Below are 22,812 nucleotides of genomic sequence, written 5' to 3'. Positions count from 1 at the left end.
AGTTCATTCCTTTGTTTATATATCCAAACCAACCTAAACCTATTCTTGTTGGCAGTAATAAACGTGCTGGCGAAAAGAGAAAAGGATGGATACTTCTTCTCTTTTCGCCAGTAGTGCTTTTATTGCTAATAGTTTGCAGTTGAGATAAACTTTTTGATTTCTTCTTCGGAGGGAAGTTCTATCATATACTTCTGCACGAAGATGTTCGGGTCTAATCCGGCAGTGGCGTATTTTACCAACGTGTCGCCCTTCTCGGTGCAAAGCAGGATGCCGACAGGCGGATTATCGTCGGGCTGCATCACTTCCGCCTTGAAGTAGTTAAGATATAGGTTCAGTTGCGAAGCGTACTCGTGGCGGAACTTGTCTATCTTCAATTCCACGATGACATGGCATTTTAAAATGCGGTGGTAGAATACGAGGTCGGCAAAGAAATAATCCCCGTCTATTAGGATGCGCTTTTGCCGGGCTTCGAAGCAGAAGCCATGCCCCATTTCCAGCAGGAAGTGTTGCAGGTTGTCGAGGATAGACTGCTCCAAGTCGCTTTCAGTCACTAAGGCTCGGTCGTTCAACCCCAAGAACTCCAACGTAACAGGCGTGTTGATAACATCTTTGGGCTGCAACTGCGCGGCTTGCCGCTGCACCAAAGCAGACAAGGCTTCTTTGTTTTTCGACAATCCGCTGCGTTCGTAATAAAGGGAATTGATTTGTCGCTCCAATTCCTTATATGACCAACACCCACGAATCGTTTCCATTTCATAGAACGCTCTTTTTACAGGGTTGTCAATAGTGGATATAAGCATCAGGTTGGAATATGTGAGCTTGTTAAAGAGCTTATCTGCCGGAAGCATCCATTCTTTTGCCTTATCCAATTCGGCGGACGGCATCCGCCGAATGTTTATTGCAGATTTGGCGGACGGCATCCGCCGAATTGGTTCTATGAATTCGGCGGTCAGCGAGTGCCGAATTTGCGATGTCAGATACAATGCGATAGGCTCTTTCAGTTGCGGATAAACAAGGTACAACCGCCGGAACTCACGAAACCTGCGCTCATTCAGTCCCTTGATGTTCAACCGTTGTTCCAGCTTCTTCAACAGTCGCTCACCGTATGCGGCACGGTCTTCACCATTCTGTTCAAACTCTACGATATAGCAGCCCATGAGCCAGTTGCGAGCGGTCAGGGCAAGATTTACAGCGTGTGCGGCTTGTGCCTGCAACGTGTTTTGTATCGTGCTGATATGTTTTACTAATGCTTCAAAATCCATAGTTGCAAAGGTAAGTCTTTTATAGTTAAAACTTTAATTCCGGCAAGCTGTTTATCGCATCTTCTTTCAATTTATCCACCGCACGGGTATATTTCTCCGTATGTTTCAATCCGCTATGCCCGAGCAAGCTTGCCACAGTTTTTATATTTGCCCCGTTGTTGAGGATATTCACAGCGAACGAGTGGCGGGCGCAATGCCAGCTTATGTGCTTGTCTATCCCAGCTTTTTTCACCCAACGCTTGACTGATTTACAGCAACTTTCATACGAAGGCAGGTTGAAGATAAGAGCGTCTTTGTTCCCGTCTGTCGGTGGTTCTCCCACAAGCGAAAGAAGTCCGTCATTAAGCGGAATGACCACACCGCTACTGGCAGAATGACCTTTGGTCTTGTTCTGCTCAAATTTTAGCAACTTGTTAGCGTAATCGATATTCTTATAGGTAAGGTCTTTTACGTCACAGAAGCGCAAACCGCAATACAGGCAAAAGATAAACGCACGCCTTACATTGGGGTTCTCGTTGTCATAATGGCACGCAATCAACCGCTGGATTTCTTCTGGCGAAAGCACGTCCTTGCGCAATATTTGGCTATCCACTTTGCAGGTGACACCTTTGCACGGGTCTTTCAGCATCACGTCATGGTCAATCGCATAATGGATTACCTTCTTGAAACGCTGGAAGATGCTTTTGGCTCCTTCGCCCACACTTCGCGATTGCAAATAAGCCACAAACTGCTCCATCATGTCCTTTGTAATAAGTTCGGGCTTGATACTGAACTCATACATCGGATAATGTTCCTTCAAAAAATCCTTGAATCGGCTGAGCGCGATTTGCACCATCCGAATGTCCTTCTTAGTGTAGTCATTGATATAGGCTTGAAAATAATCCAAGAAATTCACATTTCGGTCTTTTTTCAGGCGATACCCCAACATACTTTCCTTGAATTCCTGTTCACGTTCCGCACGTATCCTTACGGCAAGCTCCAACGTTTCCTTGTTCTGCTGACGTTCCGCAGGGGTACGGGGCTTATCTATCAGATACAGGCTGAGATTCTCTTTTCGCCTGTGATGCTTGATAGAGAATTTCGGCTTTCCCTGCATCTTGCCACTGTCATAATACACCTGATTACCGTTTTCATCCAATACAGGCTTTTCCTCCCTACCCAAATAATACTCCAGATACAGGCTGATTCTGCCGTCAGACAGCTTGTTTTGCTCCAATTTGGGGTTTTCTTTCGTTTTATTTTCTAACTTTGCCATTGTTTAGAGGTTTTATCCCGATTTAGGTACCGTAACCGGGGATTACACTAAATGATTGATTTTCTTTTGTTTTCCGATGTTGCAAAGGTACAAAAGAAAATGGAATTTCAAAGTGTACTAAAAGTGTACTTAATGACGAAAAATGGGCAAAATATGGCAAAAACGAAGAAAATAGGAAATATGCAAATAGCTGATAATAAGGAAGATAAATTCTTTTGTTTTCCTGTGATTTCTATGCCTTGTACCGGCTCTGGGTACCAGGAAAATCGCTTAATTTGTTGATACAGACGAATTAAGCGATTTTATTTTTCCGGATTTTCCCCGCATTTTCCCCACACGTGCTGTGAATGATGTTTTAATCCACCTCTTTTACCCAATCATGCACATGTTTTGTTATGATCTTTCGGGCAGTGTCAGCGGAATATCTGGATAGAGTGTTTCGTAGGGTTGCATCGGCTCCAGCGTTTGCGGACGGCTGGCCGTGCGGAGAAAATTCCAGAAATCCGCGGGAAAGTGCACGACTTGTCCCACATGGGAGCGAAGTGTGGTCAACACCACACGGCCATCGCTCAGCCTTCCGATGTGTTCGAGTTTTTCGCTGCCGAACATCCCGGGACGGATGCGCAGCACTTCGCCGGTCGTGCGGTTCCAGAGCCGGGCGAAATCCAGTCGCATCGAATCGCAAGCTCCTTTGATCAGCACCCAGTCGTCTTCAAACGGGAGGAGGTTCGACCAGGGATCTACGTTCTGCATCCGGGTAGTCCGGCAGCGGCGCGTATCGACGTCGAGTTCCAATAGTCGGGCGACCAGTTCCCGGTCCGAGAAGCCGCACATCACCAGTCGGCCGGTTCCGGGGACAGGAATGGAGCCGTTGAACCCGTCGCCGCTCGCTATGCGGAAACCCAGCGGTGAGAGCGAGCCGTTTTCGAAACGATAGGTCTCTTCGCCGTGTGCAAGGAGGATGCGTCCGAGTCCGTCGCAGGCAAACCTGCAAGGGTGCTGCGCCTTGGGCAGGGGAAAACGCTGGACGCGCTCCACTCCCTGCGGATTCATCGTGAGGATCGTGGCGCTCTGCCGGTCGCCGAAGCAGAGGTAGCGGCCGAACCATCGAGGGCGTTGGTCGAGGAAAAGAAAGGGCGACTCCTGTTTCGGCAGGTCGCACAGCCGCTTCCAGCTGTTCGCTTCCAGGGGATTCTTGCCCCCGAGAAGCATCCAGCACTGCATGGGCGGAATGTAGTAAAACGCCGCATAGAAATCCATCTCCGGGGAGTAGGTCAGGCAGCAAAACCGGTTCCAGCGCACCTTGACCGGTTGCAGCGGCCGCTGGCGGAGGTCGGCGACGAAATTCCCCTGCCACTCCTCCGCATCGCGGCTTTTCCACCGTCCGCTGCAGAAGTCGCCGGCCAGCGCGTCGAGCATGTAGTCGGCATCATCGGGCCACGGCACCTCTTCGCAGGGCATTGTGCGTTCGGGGGCGAGCGTTCGGGCCGGAGAGCCAGGTGCGCGCCCCGACTGCTTCAATTGCCGACAATATTGGCCCGCCTTCCGGCAGCTCTTTTCGAAATCCGTAGCGTGAGCCTCCGGCTGCAACGTGAGGAGGTAGATATCGTCGCCGTCGAGATCATAGAGCCGGTATCCGTGGCCGGTCAGCTCCTGTCCGAGAGCGGTCATACCCTCCTCATGCGAGCGGCAGGCATATTGAACCCCGATCTCGTCGAATCGGGCGTCGTGCAGCACTGAAATCTCTTCGCCCCACTTTTTCCGCATCTCGGCCAGCGAGTCGTTCACATCCCCGTCGTATTTGAGCAGGTCCAGCGCCTCCTCCACGGCCCGCTCGACCTCCGGGAATTGGCCTTTCCCTGCTTTTCCTGCCGACATGCCGCCCGTATCGTCCTCTGCCTTCGTCTGAGCCTCTTCTTCGGCCTGTCCGAACGCCGAAGACTTGCGTCCGAGCTGATCCTCCAGCATCTGAAACACCTTCACATGGGCATTCCGGATTCCCTGGCTCGTGTAGACCATCACGGGTTTGCGTACCAGGCGGATGCCGAGCCCTTCGAGCGCGTCGAACAACTCCGGGAGCTGCAACGGTGTAAACATCCGGTGCTGCATCACGGGACGATCTTCGATGAAGAGATCGCCGTGGCCCTCGTTCCATAGGCCGCGTGTCGTGTTGTCGTCGTTGCGGAGCGAGATCTCGTAGCTGTTGTGCTGGCGGCAACTGCCGTAGAGGCTGCGGGGACTGTTCAGCCGGAGTGTCAGCACCACGCGCCTGCGCCGCTCCTTCTTCGGTGCTGCCGGATCGGCATAGGGCTCGCCGTCGGAGGAGAATTGCGTGATGACCTCCCATTCGTATGACTCGGGCCACGGGATTCCGGCGGCCTCCAGCCATCGGAAGGCCTCCAGCCGGTGCGTAACGGAGTCGTAGAAGCCTTCAATCCGGCTTCTGAGTTCCTGCCGGTGGGGAAATGGAAATCCCTCCAGCAGGCGGACAATGCGCCGCAGCAGGAACAGCTCCGCGGGATCCTCGACCATCAGCATGCGCGCCAGCACGAGCAGATAACGCACGGCCTCCGGCTCTGCCGAAAGGGCGAGAAGCGCCACGCAGTACCAGAACCCCACGATATCGTAGTCCTTCGGCAGACCCGTCGTGCGTTGGCGTTCGCACTCCTCTGTCGAGGTCGGGAGGATGGCGTAGTTGTCGAGCGAGACCGCAACGGCCCGCACCACCTCCGCGTCGGCGGCGAACGGCTCCATGCGCAGTATCTCCTTGAGATTGAGCGGTGCGTGGATGAACGATCCGAGTTTGCGGTTGAGTGCGTCGATCTTTTCGGCCGTCCCGGGAGTGCATCCGGGCAGCGGGGTGATTTTCAGTGGTGTCATGGTATCGGGCTTACATCGGTGAATGAATGGGTATCTTTTTCCTGTGCTGTGATTGCCTCCGTCACCCGGCGGATATTCCGACGGGTATATCCGAACGAGACGATCGAACTGCGCTTGCCGAGGTCATTGATGCTGTTGATCCAGATGCCGCCGCGGTCGTGCGCGACGAAGATCTGTTCACCCCACGTGGCATTCCACCATGCGGGATGGGTGTGTGCGACGAAAAAATCCCGGTCCATGTGGTCAATCGTCCAGTCGTACTGCTCGGCCAGCTCCCGAAGCAATGCGTCGATCCGCTCCGGCGGCAGCACCGTTTTTCTCCAGCGGAAGAAAAGCCTGCGGTGTCGCCGTATGAAGTCGGCCGTATCGACTCAGGCTTCGTTGCGGCATCCAATCATCCAATCCGAATGAATGCTTCAACGAGGAGCAGACAACCGATTCCCGCCACCCATAAAAGGAAGGTAGGAACGGCATTTAGCTCCGGTGCTCCGACCTGGATCGTCAATACGCCGTCGTAGGCCACCCCGTCGAACGAGAGGTCCCGGCAACGAAGCCGGTACTCACCCTTTTTGGCGGGAGAGAAGCGATAGAAGTGCCGGCAGACACGTGTGGTCATGCCGTTGCTCCAGGATTCGGAAGAGGAACTGCGGAGCCATGTCAGCGATGTCCCCTCCTCCGTGACGATGGTCGGGGTTCGGTCGGTATATTGGTTGCTGGAGAGCAGAATCTCGTAGTCGCCCCGAGCCCGCGGCTGCCCGGCATTGATCGAGAGAGAGCAGCGCACAGTGTCGCATTCCGGGGTGGCGGTGTGGAGCAGGACCGCCCGGGCGGCGTTTTCCGGTACGACATCGAAGTTGGGAAGATCGCCCGCCGGAGCCTGTTCGCCTTGTACACTCCAGATCGGAAGTGTCAGTGCGAGCAGCAGTCCGAATCCGCACCGAATAACTTTTTCCATATCACTCGACGGCAGTTTCGAAGGGCGACCGATCGAGCAGGGCCTCCTCGGGAATCCCGGCCGACCGGGGCCAGTAAAATTCATCCTCCGTATCATCTATCCAGAAGAGCGGCAGCATCAGGGGCAGATACTCGAACAGGTGGCTGCCGTCGGTCAGACTGGCAAAGACCACGATGAAGGTATTCATCCGCATACGCTCGTCCCAGGCAAAGCGCCACGAGAGATAGAGGCACTAATAACTTGTATATCATAGAATATCATACAATGCCAAAATCCTTGTCGCTTAAATGAATTTTCTTGTTCGCCCAAAATGGTGATATTCTACAATACCACACAATCCCATGAAAATGCCCAAAAATCGTGTACAAAATCGTGTACGCGGCAAAGCCGGGCAATTCGTGTACATTACAGACCGTCAAACCTTGACATTGCCTTTGCTTTCAATTCATCTACTATCTTGACGTAAGGTTTCATTGCCGAAAAGTCATTGTGACCCGTCCATTTCATAATCACTTCACTTGGAATGCCAAGTTGCAAGGCGGTGACAACAAACGTGCGCCGTCCGCAATGTGTGGTCAGTAAAGCCCATTTGGGGAACACTTCTTCATGTCGGACACCGCCTTGAAAATAGACAATGCGTGTCGGTTCATCAATGCCGCACACTTGCCCAAGAATCTTCAAGCGGGCATTCATCTTCACATTCGATATGATGGGCAACGCCAAATCCTTTGGAAATTTCATGTCCTTGTATTTGTCAAGAATGGCTTGCGAATGCTTGTTCAGTTCAATGCGCAATCCGTCCACCGTCTTTTTGGTCACAACGACAATGAAGCCGTCTTTGATGTCCGACCGCTTCAATTTCGCAACATCCGAATACCGCAATCCCGTGAAGCAGCAAAACAAGAACACATCCCGGACACGTTCAAGCGCGGCTTGCATGGGCAAGAACTGGTGGTTTTCCAAGATTTTGATTTCGTCTTGGGTCAAGTATATTATTTCCTTTGAATTGCCATCCGTGCCTTTCAACTTCGGTTTGAACGTGTCTTGCATATCACCATTGTAATACCCTTTTTTGTGCGCCCAACGCAAAAACCAACGGACAAAGGCAAGGTTCTTGGCAATGGTCGTGTTCCGCAATCCTTTCTTTTCTAAATAAGAAAGGTATGCTTGCATCTTCGATTCATTTATGCCCGGAAATGATAAGTTCGGGTCGAAATCGTGAAGATGGCTTTTGATTGCCGCGAATTTCTCAAATGTCGATTTAGTCCATTGGTTTTGCATCCCCATTGTTTCGGTGAACAAGTCGAACACTTGAAACAAATCCAAGTTCGGGTCTGCAAGGCTTTCATTTGTCTTGGTCTTGCGTCCGACCATATCATTGAACAAATCCTTGATTTCGCCCAATGTCGGAACACGCTTTTCAAGCAATTCATATCTTGCGAACACTTCATTCATTATCGCTTTCCATTCGTCAATGGTGCGGTTGATGTCAGCCGCCCCGATTGCCGATTTCAAGGCACATTGGTTGTCCGCATCCCAATCTTTCAAGTCTATGTTATGCCCGGTTGGGAAATCAAGCGGTCTTTGCCCCCGCAATGTCACACGCATTCGGATGGATAGATTTTGCGTGTCACCCGCCTTGCGCTTGTGAAGCAAGAACTTTATACCTTTCTGAATGTGCATTATTTGTCCGATTTAAGCATTTTACCCCGACCAAGCAACAACCATTCAGGCGAAACGCCAAAGTCCGTGCAAATCGCCGAAAGTGCGTCCAAATCAATCATTTTATAAGTCGTTTCATCCAAAGGCTTGTCAAGGGTGTTCTTTATGCGTGAATACTTGGTTCGGTTCAAGTTGTGGTCAGCGCAAAAGCCTTTCAACCCGGTTATCTTGCCTAATGAGATAGCCAAGTCCAATGCTTCAAAGAAACGGCGTTGAATTGCCATTGCTTGTGGGTTGATGCTCTTTTTCATTGTTGCTTGATTTGTGTAAATGAAAGACTATCAATCACCAATGTTCCCATGTCAATGAAAGGTTTGTCGCCAAAGGCAGAAACACCCACACTTGGATAATCGACAAGGCATTTGCCGCTTGGCAACTTGAAACCCGTTTCCGCTGAATTGTTCGCAAAATCCCGGAACGTGCCTTTGATATGATACAAAGCACCATCAACGAGTGTCGCGACCGTTTCTTTGTCCAATATCGCAAAGACTTGAAAGGTCGTTTCGTATTTGTCGGACAATTCGCATTTTGATGTCACGTCACCAAACCCGAATTTCACAACGTATTTTTCAATGTCGGTTTCAAGTGTTTGTGGGTACTTCAAGCACATTTCATATTGAAACGGCAAATCTTCAATGTAGGGCAATGAATGCCCCCGGAAGCATTGAAACTTTGATTTCAATGTGTCCGCAAGAATAGACCTTGTTACATCATTGTTGTTTGCATTCGGTTGGGCTTGCAAGCAAGAATCCAACATTTCACGCAAGGCATACTTTTCTTGTTGTTCGTGTTGTGGAACTTGCTTGCTTGCGTTATTCATACATCCGGCAAGCAGCAAGCAACACACGATGAATGTTATACTTTTGATTGTTCCCATTGCTTCATCTTTTTATCATATTCAATAATCATTGTGTCGAACTGGTCTTTGTTCACGGTCGTATATTCTTCACCTTTCAGGCTTGCCAATTCGAGTTCATCAAAAATTTCTTGCGGCATGACCGAATAATAAGACGGGTTGCCGTAATAGTCATTGACCTTGATTTTTATTGTTCCCATATCATTGCCCTTTCGTTAAGTTCCCTATTATTTCCAACAACTTGTCAATGTGTTCTTGCGCCTTTGCCAAAGATTGTTCTTTGCTTGCAAGGATTTCCAACAGTTTGTCGGTGTCGGTCTTGTGAACCGTTACGTTGTTGCCATTGATGTTGTCGCCGTGAACATTTTGTTGTTCACCCCCGGCGTAATTTTGCGGCTTCAACACAAGGTCACGCAAAATTGCGTGTTTTGACCTTGGTATTTTCGTGCCCGATTCCCAATTTTGAATGGTTCGAGGGTGTACGCCGACCATTTCCGCAAGGGTTTCTTGCGATACACCTAATTTTTCACGAATTTCTTTTATATTCAAATCATTCATAATCAACGACTTACAAAATAAACTAAATTTTAACACGCAATTTTGTGTGAAAAAGTTTGGTTTTACACGCAATATGCCGTATCTTTGCAAACGTAAAGTTCCACAATGCAAAGGTAAAGCATTAAGGAGCGTTTGCAAATAGCAAAATTACGCCATTTTTTGCGGAATGCCAAAAGCAAACCCGAAAAGTTGCGGATTTGAACACATTTAATTTCAAACATATATGAGTAAAGAACAATTTTCATTCAACAAAGGATGGTCGCAAGTCAAGAACGGCGACATTTCCGAATGCCGGGCAAAGCTGATGGCGGCTTTGGGTATCAATACCCGAATGGCATTCTTAAACAGATTGAAAGGTGAGGTCGAACCCAAGGTTTCGGAAGCAAAGGCGATTGAAGCCGTCTTTGCCGATTACGGGATTAAGGACGTTTGGGGAATGTGATATGGAAGCAAAAAGCCTGACCAAGCGTGAAGCCGAAATTGCGGAATTGTTCGCATGGGGCGCAAGCAAGAAAGACATTGCGGAACGCCTTTTCATTTCGGAACGGACGGTGGAGAATCACGCCCGGAACATATATGAGAAAACCGGGTGTTCCAAAGTCAATGAATTATCCGCATGGTGGTTTTGCACGAAATTCCACATTTCCTTTGACTTGTCGCCCCTGAAACGCAAGTTCATTGCAACAACACTTGTCGCCTTGCTGATACCGCAAATCTTCAATTTCGACAATGTGGCAATCAGAGTACGCACAAGGAACACTTGCCGGACGGTTCGGGTGGCAAGGTCAAGACGGAAGTTTGAAGATGACTTTGCAACGGTCGAATTTTAACTAACAACTAAAAATTTCGCAACAATGAAAGAAGAAACAAAGAAACAAGTCAGAATCGCCATTGTCGGTTTGTTCGGTGTGCTTGCGTTGATATGCGCAACATCCGAACCAATAAACCAAGAAACATGGTTTAAGGACTTCTTTATCAGCAAGACGATTGCCGCCCTTTTCGGGTATGTCGCATACAGGCTTGCGAAGTATTGGGAATCAAAGGGGCTTTTGCCTGAAATGGATGATGAAGTATGATAAAAATTGACCCAAATACAAGGATTATCGACTTGACGGTTGGCGAATTGATGGAGTTGATAGAATCCGCGCAAGCGGACAAGGCAGCACCGCAAGCACCGACCGCGCCCGAAAAACGGTATGTCTATGGTATCGCCGGGATTGCCCAAGTGTTCAATTGCAGTATGACAACGGCAAACAGAATCAAGGCAAGCGGACGGATTGACCGGGCAATCAAGCAAAACGGGCGAATTATCATTGTCGATGCCGACCTTGCTTTGGAACTATACAATAACAATAAATAATACGCAACAATGAAACAGGTAACATTAAAATCTTTGACCCTTTGCAACTTCAAGGGTGAAAAGGAACGGACAACGAATTTCAACCCGGATGTCACCACAATATCAGGTGGCAACGGTTTGGGTAAGTCAAGGCATTTCGATGCTTTCATTTGGCTTCTTTTCGGCAAGGATTCCAAAGACCGAAAGGATTACGAAATCAAGACACGCATTGACGGCAAGGAATTGCACAACGTTGAATGCAGCGTTTCGGGTGTCATTGTCGTTGATGGTGAGGAAATCAGCTTGAAACGTGCCTATATTGAAGATTGGGTAAAACCCCGTGGGCAAGTCGAAAGGGTGTTCAAGGGCAACCACACCGAATGTTGGTGGAATGAAACCCCGGTCAATGTCGGCGAATACGCCAAAAGGATTGAAGCAATCATTGATTCATCCGTGTTCAAGATGATAACCAACCCGGCATTCTTTGTCAATATGCCGTGGAAGCTGCAACGGGAACAACTTTTTCAGCTTGCCGGAACAATCACAGATGCCGAAATTGCTTCAATGAAGCCCGAATTTGCCCTTTTGCTTGACAAGATAAGCGGTAAGTCACTTTCGGACTTCAAAGCCGAAATTTCGGCACGGAAGAAGCGTTTGAAAGATGATTTGGCACAAGTCCAACCAAGGATTGACCAAACTTATAAGATGATGCCCGAAAATGAAGATTTCAACGCCCTTGAAGTGCAAATCCAAGTCATTGACGATGAAATCAAGGACATTGACAAGGCAATCAGTGATGCAACCGCCGCAATCCGCAAGGAATATGAAGCGGAACAGGAAAAGCAAAAGGCGGTGAATACCTTGAAATCAGAGTGCCAACAAATCATTTTCAAGGCAAAGCAGGAAGCACAGGAAGCCGCATTTGAAGCCAATGCCCGCCGCCGTGAATTGGAAAGCAATATCAAGGCAAAGGAAAGGGAATTGGCGACCACCAAGCGTGAATTATCTTCTTCACAAAAGGAGCAAGAACGGCTTGAAAAAGAGATTGAAAAATTGAGGTCGGAGCAAGACACCTTGCGCAAGCGTTGGTTTGAGGAAAACGGCAAAGTCTATGAGGGTGAAACCACTTGCCCCCATTGCAAGCAGGAATTGCCCGCCGCAATGATTGAACAGGCAAGGGATGTTTTCACAAAAGCACAAGCCGACAAATGCAATGAGATAACCGCCAAGGGAAAGGGAATTGGCGAAAGAATCAAGGAACTTGAAAAGGAAATCGAGGATGTGAAAAAGGACATTGAAACATCCAACGCAAGTGTTGTTTCCATCCAAGCAGCCATTGACGCATTGAAAGCCGAATTTGTGTCTTTGCCGCTTGTTGATGCCGCCGCCGTTGTTCCTGAATCAATCCCGGAATGGGTCGAAAAGCAAGCGGAAATCAAGGAAATTGAAGCCACCATCAAAACGGAACAAGCAAGTTCCGCCGACACGAGCAAGGCGCAAGAAAGAAAGTCAGAGTTGAACAAGACCCGTGATGAACTGAAAAAGCGTCTTGCCAATCGTGACACAATCAGGCGTTACGAAGATGAAATCAAAGACCTTGAAAAGAAAGGCAAAGACCTTGCCCAACAAATCGCCGATGCTGAAAAAGAAGAATACACGGTTGAGCAATTCACCAAGACCAAGATTGACGAATGTGAAAGTCGCATTAACGGGATGTTCAAGCACGTGTCTTTCCGCTTATTCGATTACACCCTTGAAAACAATGCCGTTGAAACGTGCATTCCATTGATTGATGGTGTTCCTTATCCAAGTGCGAACACCGCCGGGCAAATGAATGCCGGGCTTGACATAATCAACACGTTGTGCAAGTTCTATGGCGTTTGCGCCCCGATATTCATTGATAACCGGGAATCGGTCAATGATATTATCGAAACAGAAAGTCAGATTATCAACCTTGTTGTCAATAAGGACAACTTTTTAACAATCAAATAAATAACGCAACAATGGAAAAGAAAATTGAGAAAGGCGAATTTATTTCACAGGTGGAAACATTCGCACGTATGATGTCAGAAATGACAAGTGAAAAGGATGGTGTAAAGCGCGGTCTTATAATCCTTGCGTCCGAATCCGTGGAAAGTGAGGATGGCACAAAACAGATTGTGGCGGTCATGGGGCATGGCGGAAAGGTCGTTGAATCAATCGCCGCATTAGCGTTGCAGGAAAAAGGCAAGGAACTTATTACGGCAGGAGTAAAAGAAGCCGCCTTGAAAGAACTTATTGAAAAATTCGGGGGGGGGTATCTAACACTATTCATCAACAAGTAAATTGAACAGATATGAACGAAATTCAGAAAACAGAAAAGCAGGGGCAAGCATTGACGGTTGCCGCCCCCGTGCAAGTCGGGTTCAACTTCTTTGACCCGGTGCAATTTGAAACAATGCAACGTGTGTGCAGGATGTTTGCCAATTCGGAACTTGTGCCGGATATGTACAAGGTGACGGACAAAAACCCAATCGAAAAGGCGATGGCAAATTGCATGATTGCCATTGAGATTGCCCAACGTATCGGCGCAAGCCCCTTGATGGTCATGCAAAACATGGTGCCGATATACGGCAAGCCGTCTTGGTCTTCAAAATTCCTTGTCGCCACCGTGAACACTTGCGGACGCTTCAAGCCCTTGAAATACCGCTTCACCGAAAAAGGGATGCTTGGCATGGTTGATTATGTCGAATACACGAAAGTATGGGTGAACGGTCAGAACGGACGGGGCTATTACAAGAATGAAGCCGCGACCAAGCAGTTTGACGGGCGCAAGATGATGGACATTGAGTGTGTCGCCTATACGAGCGCAAAGGGTTCGGAAGAAGTCTTGGAAAGTTCGCCCGTGTCAATTCGCCTTGCAATCCAAGAGGGTTGGTTTACAAAGAACGGTTCAAAATGGCAGACCATGACCAAACAGATGCTAATGTATCGTGCGGCTTCATTCTGGACAAGTGCTTATGCCCCCGAATTGTCAATGGGTATGCGTACCGTTGAGGAATACCAAGATATTGTCGATGTCGATTATCAGGAAGTCGGGGCGGAAGTTGAAGCCGAAAAGCACGACAACGCCAACAAGGTGCAAATCGGGGTTGATTTGGCGCAAGGAAGCGACAAGACCACGGCGACAATAATTGACCCGGAAACGGGCGAAATCAAGGCGGTGGATGATGCAAAACCCGCGCCCGCGAATGATGAAGCGGCACAATCGCCGACACCACAACCCCAACCCGGTTTCTAACAATCAAAATCCGAAAGGCTATGGAATTGAAAATTTTGGGTTCAAGTTCAAAGGGCAATTGTTACTTGCTTGACAATGGCGATGATTGCTTGATGATAGAATGCGGCATTCCGTTCAAGGACGTGCAAAAGGCGGTCAATTTCGGCATTTCCCGCATTGCTGGTGTAATCATATCGCACGAGCATGGCGACCACGCCAAACACGCCGGAAAGTGCCTTGAAGCGCAAATTCCGTGCTATATGTCACAAGGTACGAAAGACGCATTGCATTTGCCGCAAACCCGGCTTGTCCGGGTGATGGATGAATTGAAAATGTACAAAATCGGCAATTTCAAGGTTCAGCCATTCGCAACCCAACATGATGCCAAAGAGCCTTTCGGATTCTTGATTTACCACAATGAATGCGGCTTGGTCTTGTTCGCGACTGATACATATTACTTGCATTACACCTTTCAGGGATTGAACAACATCTTGATTGAATGCAATTACCGTCAAGACATATTGGATGCCAATGTTGAAGCGGGCAAATTGCCGATGGCATTACGGGCAAGGACTATGAAAAGCCATTGCAGCTTTGACACTTGCCGGGAAACATTGCTTGCAAACGACTTGTCAGGCGTGAACAACATTGTCTTGATACACCTTTCGGATGGCAATGCGAATGCAAAGGAGTTCAAGCAAGGAATTGAAGAAGCAACGGGCAAGACCATCCACATTGCGGAAAGTGGAATGACAATTTCAAATTTCAATAAATCACCATTTTAATTTTCAGAGTATGAAGAAGTTTCTTTTAAGACAAAAAGGCATTGAAAAAGCCATTGGAAAGTTTGATTCAAAGGTTGAAGCCGTTGATGTGATGGACGGTTACATTGAGGACAACAACGAAGATTTGGATTCGGACGATGAGGGGTATTTGACCCCGTTTGATTTCACCCTTGATGAAATCGAGGATAAGGAAATCAACGAGCTTGTGACCAACTATGAGGAAGCCCGGAAGTATCTTGGCGGCAAGCCGAATGCGGATTTTAACGTAACAAAGAAGCTGCAATCGAACAATTGCTTGGATTTGTCCGGCGTTGCCCACTTGGTTGATGAAATGAACCCGCGACACCTCAAAGCACTTGCCGCATTGAACAAGTTGTTCACCATTGCGGAAGCATGGAACAAGGCGGATGATTTCGTGCCGGATTTCAGCAACACCAACCAATACAAGTATTACCCTTGGTTTGTATATGACCGGGATGCTGCGGGGTTCGTGTATGCGTATACGGCTTTTACGGCTACGTATACGAGTGCGAGTCTCGGTTCTCGGCTTTGCTTCAAGACCGTAAATCGCGCCCGCCAATTCGGTGAAATGTTCGCCGACTTGTACAACGAAGTGTTCCTTTTCAAATGACAGGTGTTTCATAGTAAAACGGATAAGATATGGATAAAGAACTTGGGCAAGAATACAAGAACCCGATTCAACGTGAAGCATTCTTGAAAGACAATTGCGATGGTTGCGAACAAAAGGGCTACATGAAGCCATACAGCCCGGAAGAATTGCAAGGGCATAAAGAAAAACTTGCCAACGTGTCGATTGAGATTGAAGAACTTGAAAACGAGAAGAAAGAAGCGATGGAGATTTTCAAGGGCAAGTTGAAGCCCTTGCAGGAACAGCGCAAACAGATGGTTTCCAATATCAAGGCAAAGGCGGAATATGTGACCGAAATATGTTACAGGTTCACCGACCAAGAAACAAAGGAAACCGGGTACTACAACAAGGACGGCAAATTGGTTGAGAGCCGCCCGGCGACCGCCGATGAACTGCAACCGACCATCTTTGGCGTGGTTCGCAACCTCAATCAACCAACAGGAACGGACAATTAACATCTAAATTTTTGAATTATGGACAACGAAAAATTGCAAATCAACCTTGCGCCCGGAATGAGCAAAGCGGAACTTGTCATTCGTGAGGGTGCAGCACCCAAAGAACTTGAACCCAAAGCCCCCGTCAAAACCAACTTGAAAGGCGTAATCGGGGCGGTCGTTGAATACCTCAAAAAGAGAATCAACGCCGGGCAATTTGAACAAAAGGATTGCCACGTTCTTGTGAACCGTGACACAATCGAAATCACCTTGATTACGAATGAAGCGGACGAATACAGGCGTGGCGAAATCACGGGCAAATTGAGTTACAACCCCAAGTTCATTGAATTTGGCATTAACGCCAACAAGGTGTGGACACCAACGGAACTTGGCTTGTTTATCAAGATGAACCGGGCATTCTTTGCCGACCGCAACGAAAACATGAAGTTGGTGTCAAGCCTGATGAACTTCACCGCCGATGTGAACAACAAGATTGAAAGGGCGGTCAAGGAAAACGGCAACCGCACGGACAATTTCGCCCAAATGGTAAGTTCCAACTTGCCCGATTCGTTCACCATCCAAATGCCCATCTTCAAGGGTATGCCGCCCGAAACAATAGAGGTGGAAACATTCGCACAGGTGAACGGGCGTGAAGTCGCCTTTGTCTTGTTGTCGCCGGGCGTACAAGCAACGCTTGAAGATTTGCGTGACAAGGTGATTGATGAACAATTGGAGCAAATAAGGGAGATTGCGCCGGAAATCGCAATCATTGAAGTTTAACCGAATGCCCCCGGCTTGCTTTGTCGGGTCGGGGGCTTTAATTGTCGCAACAATGAATAAGGATTTGAAAATAACATTGGAATCCCTTGTGGCAAGGTACAACACAACGGCATTCATGGATAATGACCCGGTGTTGTTTCCGCGTTGCTTCTTGGGCAAGACCAAACAAGATATTGAAATCGCCGCATTCCTTGCTTCAACAATCGCTTGGGGTAATAGGAAACAGATAATGAACGGTTGCCGGAAGATGCTTTTTGACATTATGGATGGTAAGCCTTATGATTTCGTGATGCAACACAAATGGGAACAAATAGACCCCGAATGCAGCATTCACCGCACGTTCTTTGGACGTGATTTGGCGTATATGTGCAAGGGGTTGCATTCCATATTCATTGAAAGTTATTCGTTTGAATATGTGTTCATCCAAAGCGGTTGCAATGTTTGGAAAGGTTTTGAAACATTGCGTGAAATGTTTGCAAAAGCCAATGGCGGTAAATACTCAAAGCACCTTTCCAACCCGACACCCAACAGACACAAGGGCGGTTCGGCTTGCAAACGCTTGAATCTGATGTTGCGTTGGTTATGCCGACAAGATGGCATTGTTGATTTGGGCATTTGGCACGAATTGACCCCCGACAAGCTGATGATGCCCCTTGATGTTCATGTCGCCCGTGTGGGGCGTGAATTGGGCTTGATTACACGGCAAGGCAACGACCGCAAGACCGTTGAGGAATTGACCCGCAATTTGGCGGTTTTCGACCCCAAAGACCCTTGCAGGTATGATTTTGCGTTGTTCGGTATCGGTGAATCACAAAAACACGTCAAGCGATGAAAGAAGTGTATTATTTCCAACATGATTACAATGCCCGGAATGACCCAAAATTGCAAGACGTGTTGATTGAACACGGTGCGGCGGGTATCGGTGTATTTTGGTGCATTGTCGAGCAACTATATGAACAAGACGGGTTCTTGCCCTTGAAGTCGTGCAAAAGCATTGCATTTGCATTGCACGTGGAAAGCAAGGTTGTTGAAAGTGTAGTGCAAGACTTCGATTTGTTCCAAAATGATGGCGAAAAGTTTTGGTCAAAGTCAGTAAATGCACGTCTTGAAAAGCGCAAAACCATTTCGGAATCAAGAAAACTTGCCGCCATAAAGCGTTGGCAATCAATGCAAAATCAGCAAACGCAATGCAAAACGGATGCAAATGCAATGCAAGATATATCCAAAGAAAAGAAAAGTAAAGAAAAGGAAAGTAAAGAATCTAATAATATAGAGAGGGAAAAAGCAAAAACCGTCAAACGGTTTTGCCCCCCTACTATTGAAGAAGTACAATCCTACATTCAAGAAAAGGGATATTCGGTTGATGCGGAAGCATTCATTGCGTTCTATCAAAGCAAAGATTGGATGATTGGCAAAAATAAGATGAAAGATTGGCGGATGGCGGTTGTCACATGGTCAAAGCGTGACAATATGCGCCCGGCAAGAAAAGCAAGTGTAACCAAAAAGTGCAATGACGAATGGACGTAAAAGAAACCATAACAGACAAGGACGGCAAGCAAAAGACCGTGAAAGTGCAGATGCCAAGTGTCGGTCGCATTTTGGAAGCCGTGAAGCAACGTGGGTTGTTTGTCGGCATTACCCGTTACCAATACTTGCAATATGATGTCGAAGAAGCATTGAAGATTGTTGAAGCAATCGGCAAAAGCCGGAATCCAAAGTTCGTGATTGACGATGAAAACCGCTTCACTTACGAAAACTTCATCAAATGGTGTCATTGCGACACGTCAATGCAATGTCTTGACCCTGACACAAGGCAAGTTGTTCCGGGGCATTTGAAACGCGGTATCTACATTGCCGGAAACACGGGTTCGGGCAAGTCATGGTGTCTTGAAATCATGCTTGCATATAGTGCCGCATGGGGTTTCCGGGTGTCAATGGAGAAAGACAACAACACGACACGCCCTTTGTGGTGGGTGACGTTCCGGGCTGATGAGATATGCGACAAGTTCATTGAGGATGGGAACATTCAAAGGTACAAATCGCAAGGCATTCTTGGCATTCAGGATTTAGGCAGCGAGCCGCAAGAATCAATGTACATGGGCAACCGTCTTGACGTGTTGCGGAACGTGCTTGAATACCGGGGCGACAAGACCGACGAATTAACCCTTATCACCTCAAATCTTAAAATCAACGGTGAAGCACTTTCAAACAGGTATGGCGACCGTGTGGCAAGCCGACTTCGTGAAATGTGCAATTATTTTGAAATCAAAGGAAAAGACAGACGTAAAATTTAACAGCTATGATTACGAAAGAAACAGCAAGGCAAATTTACAATTGCCACCAACAGATTGAAGAAATCGGAAAAATCAAGTCCGATATGTGCGAGGAAGTCGAAAAAGCGCGTGAACGTGCGGCGAAAGACCCGCGCCCCATTGCTGAAAATGAAACAAGTTTCGGCAAATATGGAAAGGGAATGCAATTGGGTGTTCCTGACGGTATATGTTCATCAATGCGCATTTTCAACATTTCGCCCGAAATTGCCATTCAGGTGATGGATGAACAAGTTGAAGTCTTGAAAAAGCGACTTCAAGAACTTAAAGCGATTGCAAAAATAGAACTTGAAGCAGATGGCAAATGAAGAATTGAAACAGGCATTGGGTGATGATTTATGTGATTATTGCCCGTGGAAAAGCGGCGAAATCGACCACCGTTGCGATAGTCTTTGCGAGGGCTTATATTGTGATGATGCGTTGGACGCTTTCTTGGATGAAAACCAAGGTTTCTTTGATGATGATGCGGAATAATTAACTAATAACTTTATAAAAATGGACGGTATTATCATTCAACAAGATGCGGTCTATAAGACCGAAAAAGGAACACCCGTGACCGATTCTTTGAAGGTGTCACAAGTGTTTGACAAGCAACACAAGAATGTGTTGAAAGCCATTAGGAATTTGGCGGCTCAAAATTTAGCCGCGAAAAATTGGTTCTTTGAAACAACGTATGTTGATATGCGGGGGCAAACACAACCGATGTTCATAATGACCCGTGACGGCTTTTCCTTGCTTGCAATGGGTTTGACAGGTGCAAAAGCAATGCAATTCAAGGTTGCATTCATTGAGCAATTCAACGCGATGGAAAAGGTTGTCAGGCAAGCAATGCAACCGACCACCACCCCGGCGATACCTCAATCATTCGCGGAAGCATTACGCCTTGCAGCGGCACAGGCGGAACAAATCGAGCGGCAGCAAAAGCAGATTGAAGCTGATGCACCCCGTGTCTTATTCTCACAAGCGGTTGAAACCGCGAAACAATCCGTGCTTATCGGCGAACTTGCCAAGATAATATGCCAAAACGGGGTTCAGACGGGCGAAAAGCGGCTTTTTCAATGGATGCGCGATAACGGCTATTTGTGCCAACACGGTGAAAGATACAATCAACCGACCCAAAAGGCAATGGAAATGGGCTTGTTTGAAATCAAGAAAACGACCATTCAGAAGCCTAACGGCGACACCCTTATTTCCAACACGACCAAAGTAACGGGCAAGGGTCAAGTGTATTTCGTGAATAAGTTTTTGCATAACAACCAAAAGAACTTGCAGCCATGAGGATATACATATCAGGAAAGATAAGTGGCTTGCCATATAAGGAAGCCGAACAAAGGTTTGAAGATGCGGAAGCCTTATTGACGGAACTTGGCTTTGAAGTGATTAACCCCTTGAAGAATGGTCTTGCAGCCCATGAAGAATGGATAAAACACTTGTGCAAGGACATTGAAATGTTGCATTTGTGCGATGCAATCTACATGATGGATAATTGGACTACTTCAACCGGGGCTTCAATAGAATTTGATTTCGCCAACCGCACGGGCAAGGACGTATTGTTTGAATCAAACATAATCATTCTAAATGATGAATACAAAGCAGTCATGCGCATTCAAAACGCAATCCACGAAGTGACCGGGTTACGCTTCAATCAGTATATCACCAAGTCGCGCAAGCGTGAGGGGGTATTTGCCCGAATGATATTCGTGTATCATTGTCGCAAGCGCAAAATGAAGTTGATACAGATTGCGAAATACGTTCACCGTGACCATTCTTCGATGCTTCACTTGTTGAAGAAATACGAAGATGATTTCAAGTATAACCCACAATTCCGTGAATTGGCAACAAGAGTAAACAATATATTGAATAGAACTAATGAAAGCGCATAAATTCGATTACCGTTGGACTTTGAAAGATGCCCGTTTTACCAAGGATAAAGGGGTGGTCTTTTCATGTTTCGCTTGTGGGGGGGCAGTTCGATGGGTTACAAACTTGCCGGGTTTGATGTAATCGGGTGTAATGAAATAGACCACCGTATGATGTACGCATATTGTCAGAATCACAACCCCAAGTTTCCTTTCCTTGAACCGATACAGACATTCAAGGATAGACAGGACTTGCCGCCCGAATTGTACAACCTTGACGTGCTGGACGGGTCGCCGCCTTGTTCCACGTTTTCGGTCGCCGGAAGCCGTGAAGAAGCATGGGGCAAGATGAAGCACTTTCGAGAGGGTCAGGCGGCGCAAGTGCTTGACACCTTATTTTTCGACTTCATAGACCTTGCAAAGAAGCTGCAACCAAAGGTCGTTGTTGCCGAAAATGTCAAGGGGTTGTTGCTTGGTGAAGCCAAGGAGTATGTAAGGCGGATATATGAGGGCTTCGAGGATGCCGGGTATTATTGCCAACATTGGTTGCTTGACGCTCAAAAGATGGGTGTTCCGCAAAGGCGTGAACGTGTGTTCTTTGTCTGTTTGCGGAAAGACCTTGCCGCCCCGTTCTTGGTGATGCAAGACCTTTTCAACGAAGTGCCGAAATTAGACCTTGATTTCAACGAGCCGCCAATAATGTTTGGTGAAGTCGCCGACTATTCAGGGCGCGAAATCAATTCAAGGGTGATGCGCCTTTTGTGGGATAACCGCAAGGATGGTGACAGCAACCAAGGTGATGCGAATGAAAGGTTGTTCGGCAAAGGGTCGAACTTCAATCAGGCTTATGTGTATCCGGACAAGATATGCCCGACACTTGCAAGCAAGGAATCATGCTTGATTCACTTTGTGCAACCCAAGTTCCTTGCCAAAAGTGAAGTGTGTTGCATTTCATCCTTTCCGCAAGACTACAATTTCGGCGGTCAGTCACCCCATTATGTGTGCGGAATGTCCGTGCCACCCGTGATGATGGCACAAGTCGCAAGCCGCATTTGGGAACAATGGTTATCGAAGATTTAGCAAATAATGTTTCACTATAAAACAAAAGCAGAAAATGAAACTTCTATTTTTTGACCTTGAAACGACCGGGGTAAATCCCGGCAAGAACGGAATCCATCAAATATCGGGTGAAATCGTGATTGATGGGGTTTCCAAAGAACAATTTGATTTTCACGTTCAGCCCAACCCCAAGGCGATAATCGAAGAAGAAGCCTTGAAAGTCGCCGGGGTGACACGTGAACAAGTGTTGGCATACCCGCCAATGCGACAGGTGTATTCGGAATTTGTCGCGATGCTTGGCAAGTACGTTGATAAGTACAATAAGAAAGACAAGTTCTTTTTGGTCGGCTACAACAACGCGGCTTTTGACAATCAGTTTTTGCGCGGTTTCTTCTTACAGAACAGCGACAATTACTTTGGGTCTTGGTTCTGGTCGAATACCATTGATGTGATGGTGCTTGCGTCCGCATATCTTGCGACACGCCGCCCCGACATGGAGAATTTCAAGTTGTCCACGGTCGCCAAAACGCTTGGCGTTGATGTCGAAAGTGAATCATTGCACAATGCCTTGTATGACATTAACTTGACAAAGGTGGTGTTTGACATAGTGACGGGTCGAATATGAATGTTGAAACATACGGGAAAATCCGGCTTGTGAATGCCGATTGCATGGAAGTGATGCGGGGATTGCCTGACAATGCCTTTGACCTTGCAATATGTGACCCGCCTTATGGGTTGGGTATTGATGGGCAAAAGGAATGTATCTGCAAGAACCCAAAGCACAACCGCAAGCAGCATGACAAAAAGGATTGGGATAAATTACCCCCCCC

General features: G+C 47.5%; 33 protein-coding genes. 22 read left to right on the top strand and 11 right to left on the bottom strand.

The annotated features are described in order from the left end of the window. Positions 1-125: 125 nt before the first annotated feature. Together B5G09_RS02465 and B5G09_RS02460 are read right to left on the bottom strand one after the other, a co-directional pair. On the bottom strand, positions 126-1,262 hold the full coding sequence (locus tag B5G09_RS02465; protein ID WP_087403911.1) for a PDDEXK nuclease domain-containing protein: 1,137 nt from the start codon (positions 1,260-1,262) through the stop codon (positions 126-128). 25 nt (positions 1,263-1,287) lie between these two features. Continuing rightward, complete coding sequence (locus tag B5G09_RS02460; RefSeq protein WP_087403910.1) at positions 1,288-2,517, bottom strand: site-specific integrase; 1,230 nt, start codon at positions 2,515-2,517, stop codon at positions 1,288-1,290. Positions 2,518-2,568: 51 nt separating this feature from the next. Here B5G09_RS02460 and B5G09_RS14170 point away from each other — a divergent pair, with 51 nt between their 5' ends. After that, entirely contained in the window at positions 2,569-2,799 is a 231-nt protein-coding gene (locus B5G09_RS14170; RefSeq protein WP_162608230.1) for a hypothetical protein, read from the top strand. Between the two features lie 111 nt (positions 2,800-2,910). Here B5G09_RS14170 and B5G09_RS02450 read toward each other — a convergent pair whose 3' ends face one another. From B5G09_RS02450 to B5G09_RS02410, 9 genes are all read right to left on the bottom strand, one after another. After that, positions 2,911-5,397: a hypothetical protein gene (locus tag B5G09_RS02450; protein WP_087403909.1), complete on the bottom strand. Its 2,487-nt coding sequence runs from the start codon at positions 5,395-5,397 to the stop codon at positions 2,911-2,913. Further along, complete coding sequence (locus tag B5G09_RS02445) at positions 5,394-5,708, bottom strand: hypothetical protein (RefSeq protein ID WP_087403908.1); 315 nt, start codon at positions 5,706-5,708, stop codon at positions 5,394-5,396. Before B5G09_RS02445 ends, B5G09_RS02450 begins: the two co-directional genes overlap by 4 nt. Before the next feature lie 83 nt (positions 5,709-5,791). Beyond that, positions 5,792-6,352, bottom strand: coding sequence for a hypothetical protein (locus B5G09_RS02440; protein ID WP_087403907.1), 561 nt, complete (start codon positions 6,350-6,352; stop codon positions 5,792-5,794). A gap of 1 nt (position 6,353) precedes the next feature. Next, positions 6,354-6,539, bottom strand: a complete 186-nt coding sequence (locus B5G09_RS02435) for a hypothetical protein (protein WP_087403906.1) — start codon at positions 6,537-6,539, stop codon at positions 6,354-6,356. A 218-nt stretch (positions 6,540-6,757) separates the two neighbouring features. Beyond that, entirely contained in the window at positions 6,758-8,035 is a 1,278-nt protein-coding gene (locus tag B5G09_RS02430) for a phage integrase SAM-like domain-containing protein (protein ID WP_143256459.1), read from the bottom strand. Then, complete coding sequence (locus B5G09_RS02425; RefSeq protein WP_143256458.1) at positions 8,035-8,325, bottom strand: hypothetical protein; 291 nt, start codon at positions 8,323-8,325, stop codon at positions 8,035-8,037. The genes B5G09_RS02430 and B5G09_RS02425 overlap by 1 nt, the downstream gene beginning before the upstream one ends. Further along, complete coding sequence (locus B5G09_RS02420) at positions 8,322-8,951, bottom strand: hypothetical protein (RefSeq protein WP_143256457.1); 630 nt, start codon at positions 8,949-8,951, stop codon at positions 8,322-8,324. The genes B5G09_RS02425 and B5G09_RS02420 overlap by 4 nt, the downstream gene beginning before the upstream one ends. Next, positions 8,930-9,130, bottom strand: coding sequence for a hypothetical protein (locus B5G09_RS02415; protein ID WP_087403903.1), 201 nt, complete (start codon positions 9,128-9,130; stop codon positions 8,930-8,932). The genes B5G09_RS02420 and B5G09_RS02415 overlap by 22 nt, the downstream gene beginning before the upstream one ends. Position 9,131: 1 nt before the next feature. Then, a complete protein-coding gene (locus tag B5G09_RS02410) occupies positions 9,132-9,488 on the bottom strand; it encodes a transcriptional regulator (protein ID WP_087403902.1) in 357 nt (118 codons plus the stop codon). 223 nt (positions 9,489-9,711) lie between these two features. On the opposite strand from B5G09_RS02410, the gene B5G09_RS02405 reads away from it, so the two are divergent. From B5G09_RS02405 to B5G09_RS14165, 21 genes are all read left to right on the top strand, one after another. After that, positions 9,712-9,930 (top strand): hypothetical protein, encoded by a 219-nt coding sequence (locus tag B5G09_RS02405; protein ID WP_087403901.1) that lies wholly within the window; start codon positions 9,712-9,714, stop codon positions 9,928-9,930. A 1-nt stretch (position 9,931) separates the two neighbouring features. After that, positions 9,932-10,318: a helix-turn-helix transcriptional regulator gene (locus B5G09_RS02400; RefSeq protein WP_087403900.1), complete on the top strand. Its 387-nt coding sequence runs from the start codon at positions 9,932-9,934 to the stop codon at positions 10,316-10,318. Between the two features lie 24 nt (positions 10,319-10,342). Further along, positions 10,343-10,564, top strand: coding sequence for a hypothetical protein (locus tag B5G09_RS02395; protein WP_087403899.1), 222 nt, complete (start codon positions 10,343-10,345; stop codon positions 10,562-10,564). Continuing rightward, positions 10,561-10,848, top strand: coding sequence for a DUF3853 family protein (locus B5G09_RS02390; protein ID WP_087403898.1), 288 nt, complete (start codon positions 10,561-10,563; stop codon positions 10,846-10,848). Before B5G09_RS02395 ends, B5G09_RS02390 begins: the two co-directional genes overlap by 4 nt. A gap of 9 nt (positions 10,849-10,857) precedes the next feature. Beyond that, positions 10,858-12,819 carry an AAA family ATPase gene (locus B5G09_RS02385; RefSeq protein ID WP_087403897.1) on the top strand — a complete coding sequence of 654 codons (1,962 nt, stop codon included), beginning with the start codon at positions 10,858-10,860 and terminating at the stop codon, positions 12,817-12,819. Between the two features lie 11 nt (positions 12,820-12,830). Further along, entirely contained in the window at positions 12,831-13,151 is a 321-nt protein-coding gene (locus tag B5G09_RS02380) for a hypothetical protein (protein ID WP_087403896.1), read from the top strand. An 11-nt stretch (positions 13,152-13,162) separates the two neighbouring features. Then, complete coding sequence (locus B5G09_RS02375; protein WP_087403895.1) at positions 13,163-14,107, top strand: hypothetical protein; 945 nt, start codon at positions 13,163-13,165, stop codon at positions 14,105-14,107. A 20-nt stretch (positions 14,108-14,127) separates the two neighbouring features. Further along, positions 14,128-14,871 carry an MBL fold metallo-hydrolase gene (locus B5G09_RS02370; protein ID WP_087403894.1) on the top strand — a complete coding sequence of 248 codons (744 nt, stop codon included), beginning with the start codon at positions 14,128-14,130 and terminating at the stop codon, positions 14,869-14,871. Between the two features lie 10 nt (positions 14,872-14,881). Further along, on the top strand, positions 14,882-15,502 hold the full coding sequence (locus B5G09_RS02365) for a hypothetical protein (protein ID WP_087403893.1): 621 nt from the start codon (positions 14,882-14,884) through the stop codon (positions 15,500-15,502). 29 nt (positions 15,503-15,531) lie between these two features. Beyond that, complete coding sequence (locus tag B5G09_RS02360) at positions 15,532-15,975, top strand: hypothetical protein (RefSeq protein ID WP_087403892.1); 444 nt, start codon at positions 15,532-15,534, stop codon at positions 15,973-15,975. Between the two features lie 18 nt (positions 15,976-15,993). After that, positions 15,994-16,734 carry a hypothetical protein gene (locus tag B5G09_RS02355; protein ID WP_206384403.1) on the top strand — a complete coding sequence of 247 codons (741 nt, stop codon included), beginning with the start codon at positions 15,994-15,996 and terminating at the stop codon, positions 16,732-16,734. A 52-nt stretch (positions 16,735-16,786) separates the two neighbouring features. Beyond that, positions 16,787-17,566, top strand: coding sequence for a TIGR02757 family protein (locus tag B5G09_RS02350; protein WP_087404074.1), 780 nt, complete (start codon positions 16,787-16,789; stop codon positions 17,564-17,566). Then, positions 17,563-18,261, top strand: a complete 699-nt coding sequence (locus B5G09_RS02345; protein ID WP_087403890.1) for a Lin1244/Lin1753 domain-containing protein — start codon at positions 17,563-17,565, stop codon at positions 18,259-18,261. The genes B5G09_RS02350 and B5G09_RS02345 overlap by 4 nt, the downstream gene beginning before the upstream one ends. Then, complete coding sequence (locus B5G09_RS02340; RefSeq protein ID WP_087403889.1) at positions 18,252-19,028, top strand: hypothetical protein; 777 nt, start codon at positions 18,252-18,254, stop codon at positions 19,026-19,028. Before B5G09_RS02345 ends, B5G09_RS02340 begins: the two co-directional genes overlap by 10 nt. Before the next feature lie 5 nt (positions 19,029-19,033). Beyond that, on the top strand, positions 19,034-19,372 hold the full coding sequence (locus tag B5G09_RS02335; RefSeq protein WP_087403888.1) for a hypothetical protein: 339 nt from the start codon (positions 19,034-19,036) through the stop codon (positions 19,370-19,372). After that, complete coding sequence (locus tag B5G09_RS14150) at positions 19,362-19,538, top strand: hypothetical protein (protein ID WP_164496857.1); 177 nt, start codon at positions 19,362-19,364, stop codon at positions 19,536-19,538. Before B5G09_RS02335 ends, B5G09_RS14150 begins: the two co-directional genes overlap by 11 nt. A gap of 21 nt (positions 19,539-19,559) precedes the next feature. Next, the gene (locus tag B5G09_RS02330; RefSeq protein WP_087403887.1) at positions 19,560-20,342 is read left to right on the top strand and encodes a phage antirepressor KilAC domain-containing protein; all 783 of its coding nucleotides are present in this window, start codon (positions 19,560-19,562) and stop codon (positions 20,340-20,342) included. After that, positions 20,339-20,947, top strand: a complete 609-nt coding sequence (locus B5G09_RS02325; RefSeq protein WP_087403886.1) for a DUF4406 domain-containing protein — start codon at positions 20,339-20,341, stop codon at positions 20,945-20,947. The genes B5G09_RS02330 and B5G09_RS02325 overlap by 4 nt, the downstream gene beginning before the upstream one ends. 63 nt (positions 20,948-21,010) lie before the next feature. Further along, the gene (gene dcm, locus B5G09_RS02320; protein ID WP_087403885.1) at positions 21,011-22,003 is read left to right on the top strand and encodes a DNA (cytosine-5-)-methyltransferase; all 993 of its coding nucleotides are present in this window, start codon (positions 21,011-21,013) and stop codon (positions 22,001-22,003) included. Between the two features lie 34 nt (positions 22,004-22,037). Then, a complete protein-coding gene (locus tag B5G09_RS02315; RefSeq protein WP_087403884.1) occupies positions 22,038-22,607 on the top strand; it encodes a 3'-5' exonuclease in 570 nt (189 codons plus the stop codon). After that, positions 22,604-22,812: hypothetical protein (locus B5G09_RS14165; protein ID WP_206384402.1), on the top strand; the 209-nt coding region annotated here is incomplete at its 3' end. The genes B5G09_RS02315 and B5G09_RS14165, both read left to right, overlap by 4 nt.

Source organism: Alistipes sp. An54 (genome assembly GCF_002159375.1).
GTDB lineage: Bacteria > Bacteroidota > Bacteroidia > Bacteroidales > Rikenellaceae > Alistipes > Alistipes megaguti.
The sequence above is the reverse complement of the archived record's forward strand: the minus strand, read 5'-3'. Positions and strand labels throughout refer to the sequence as shown.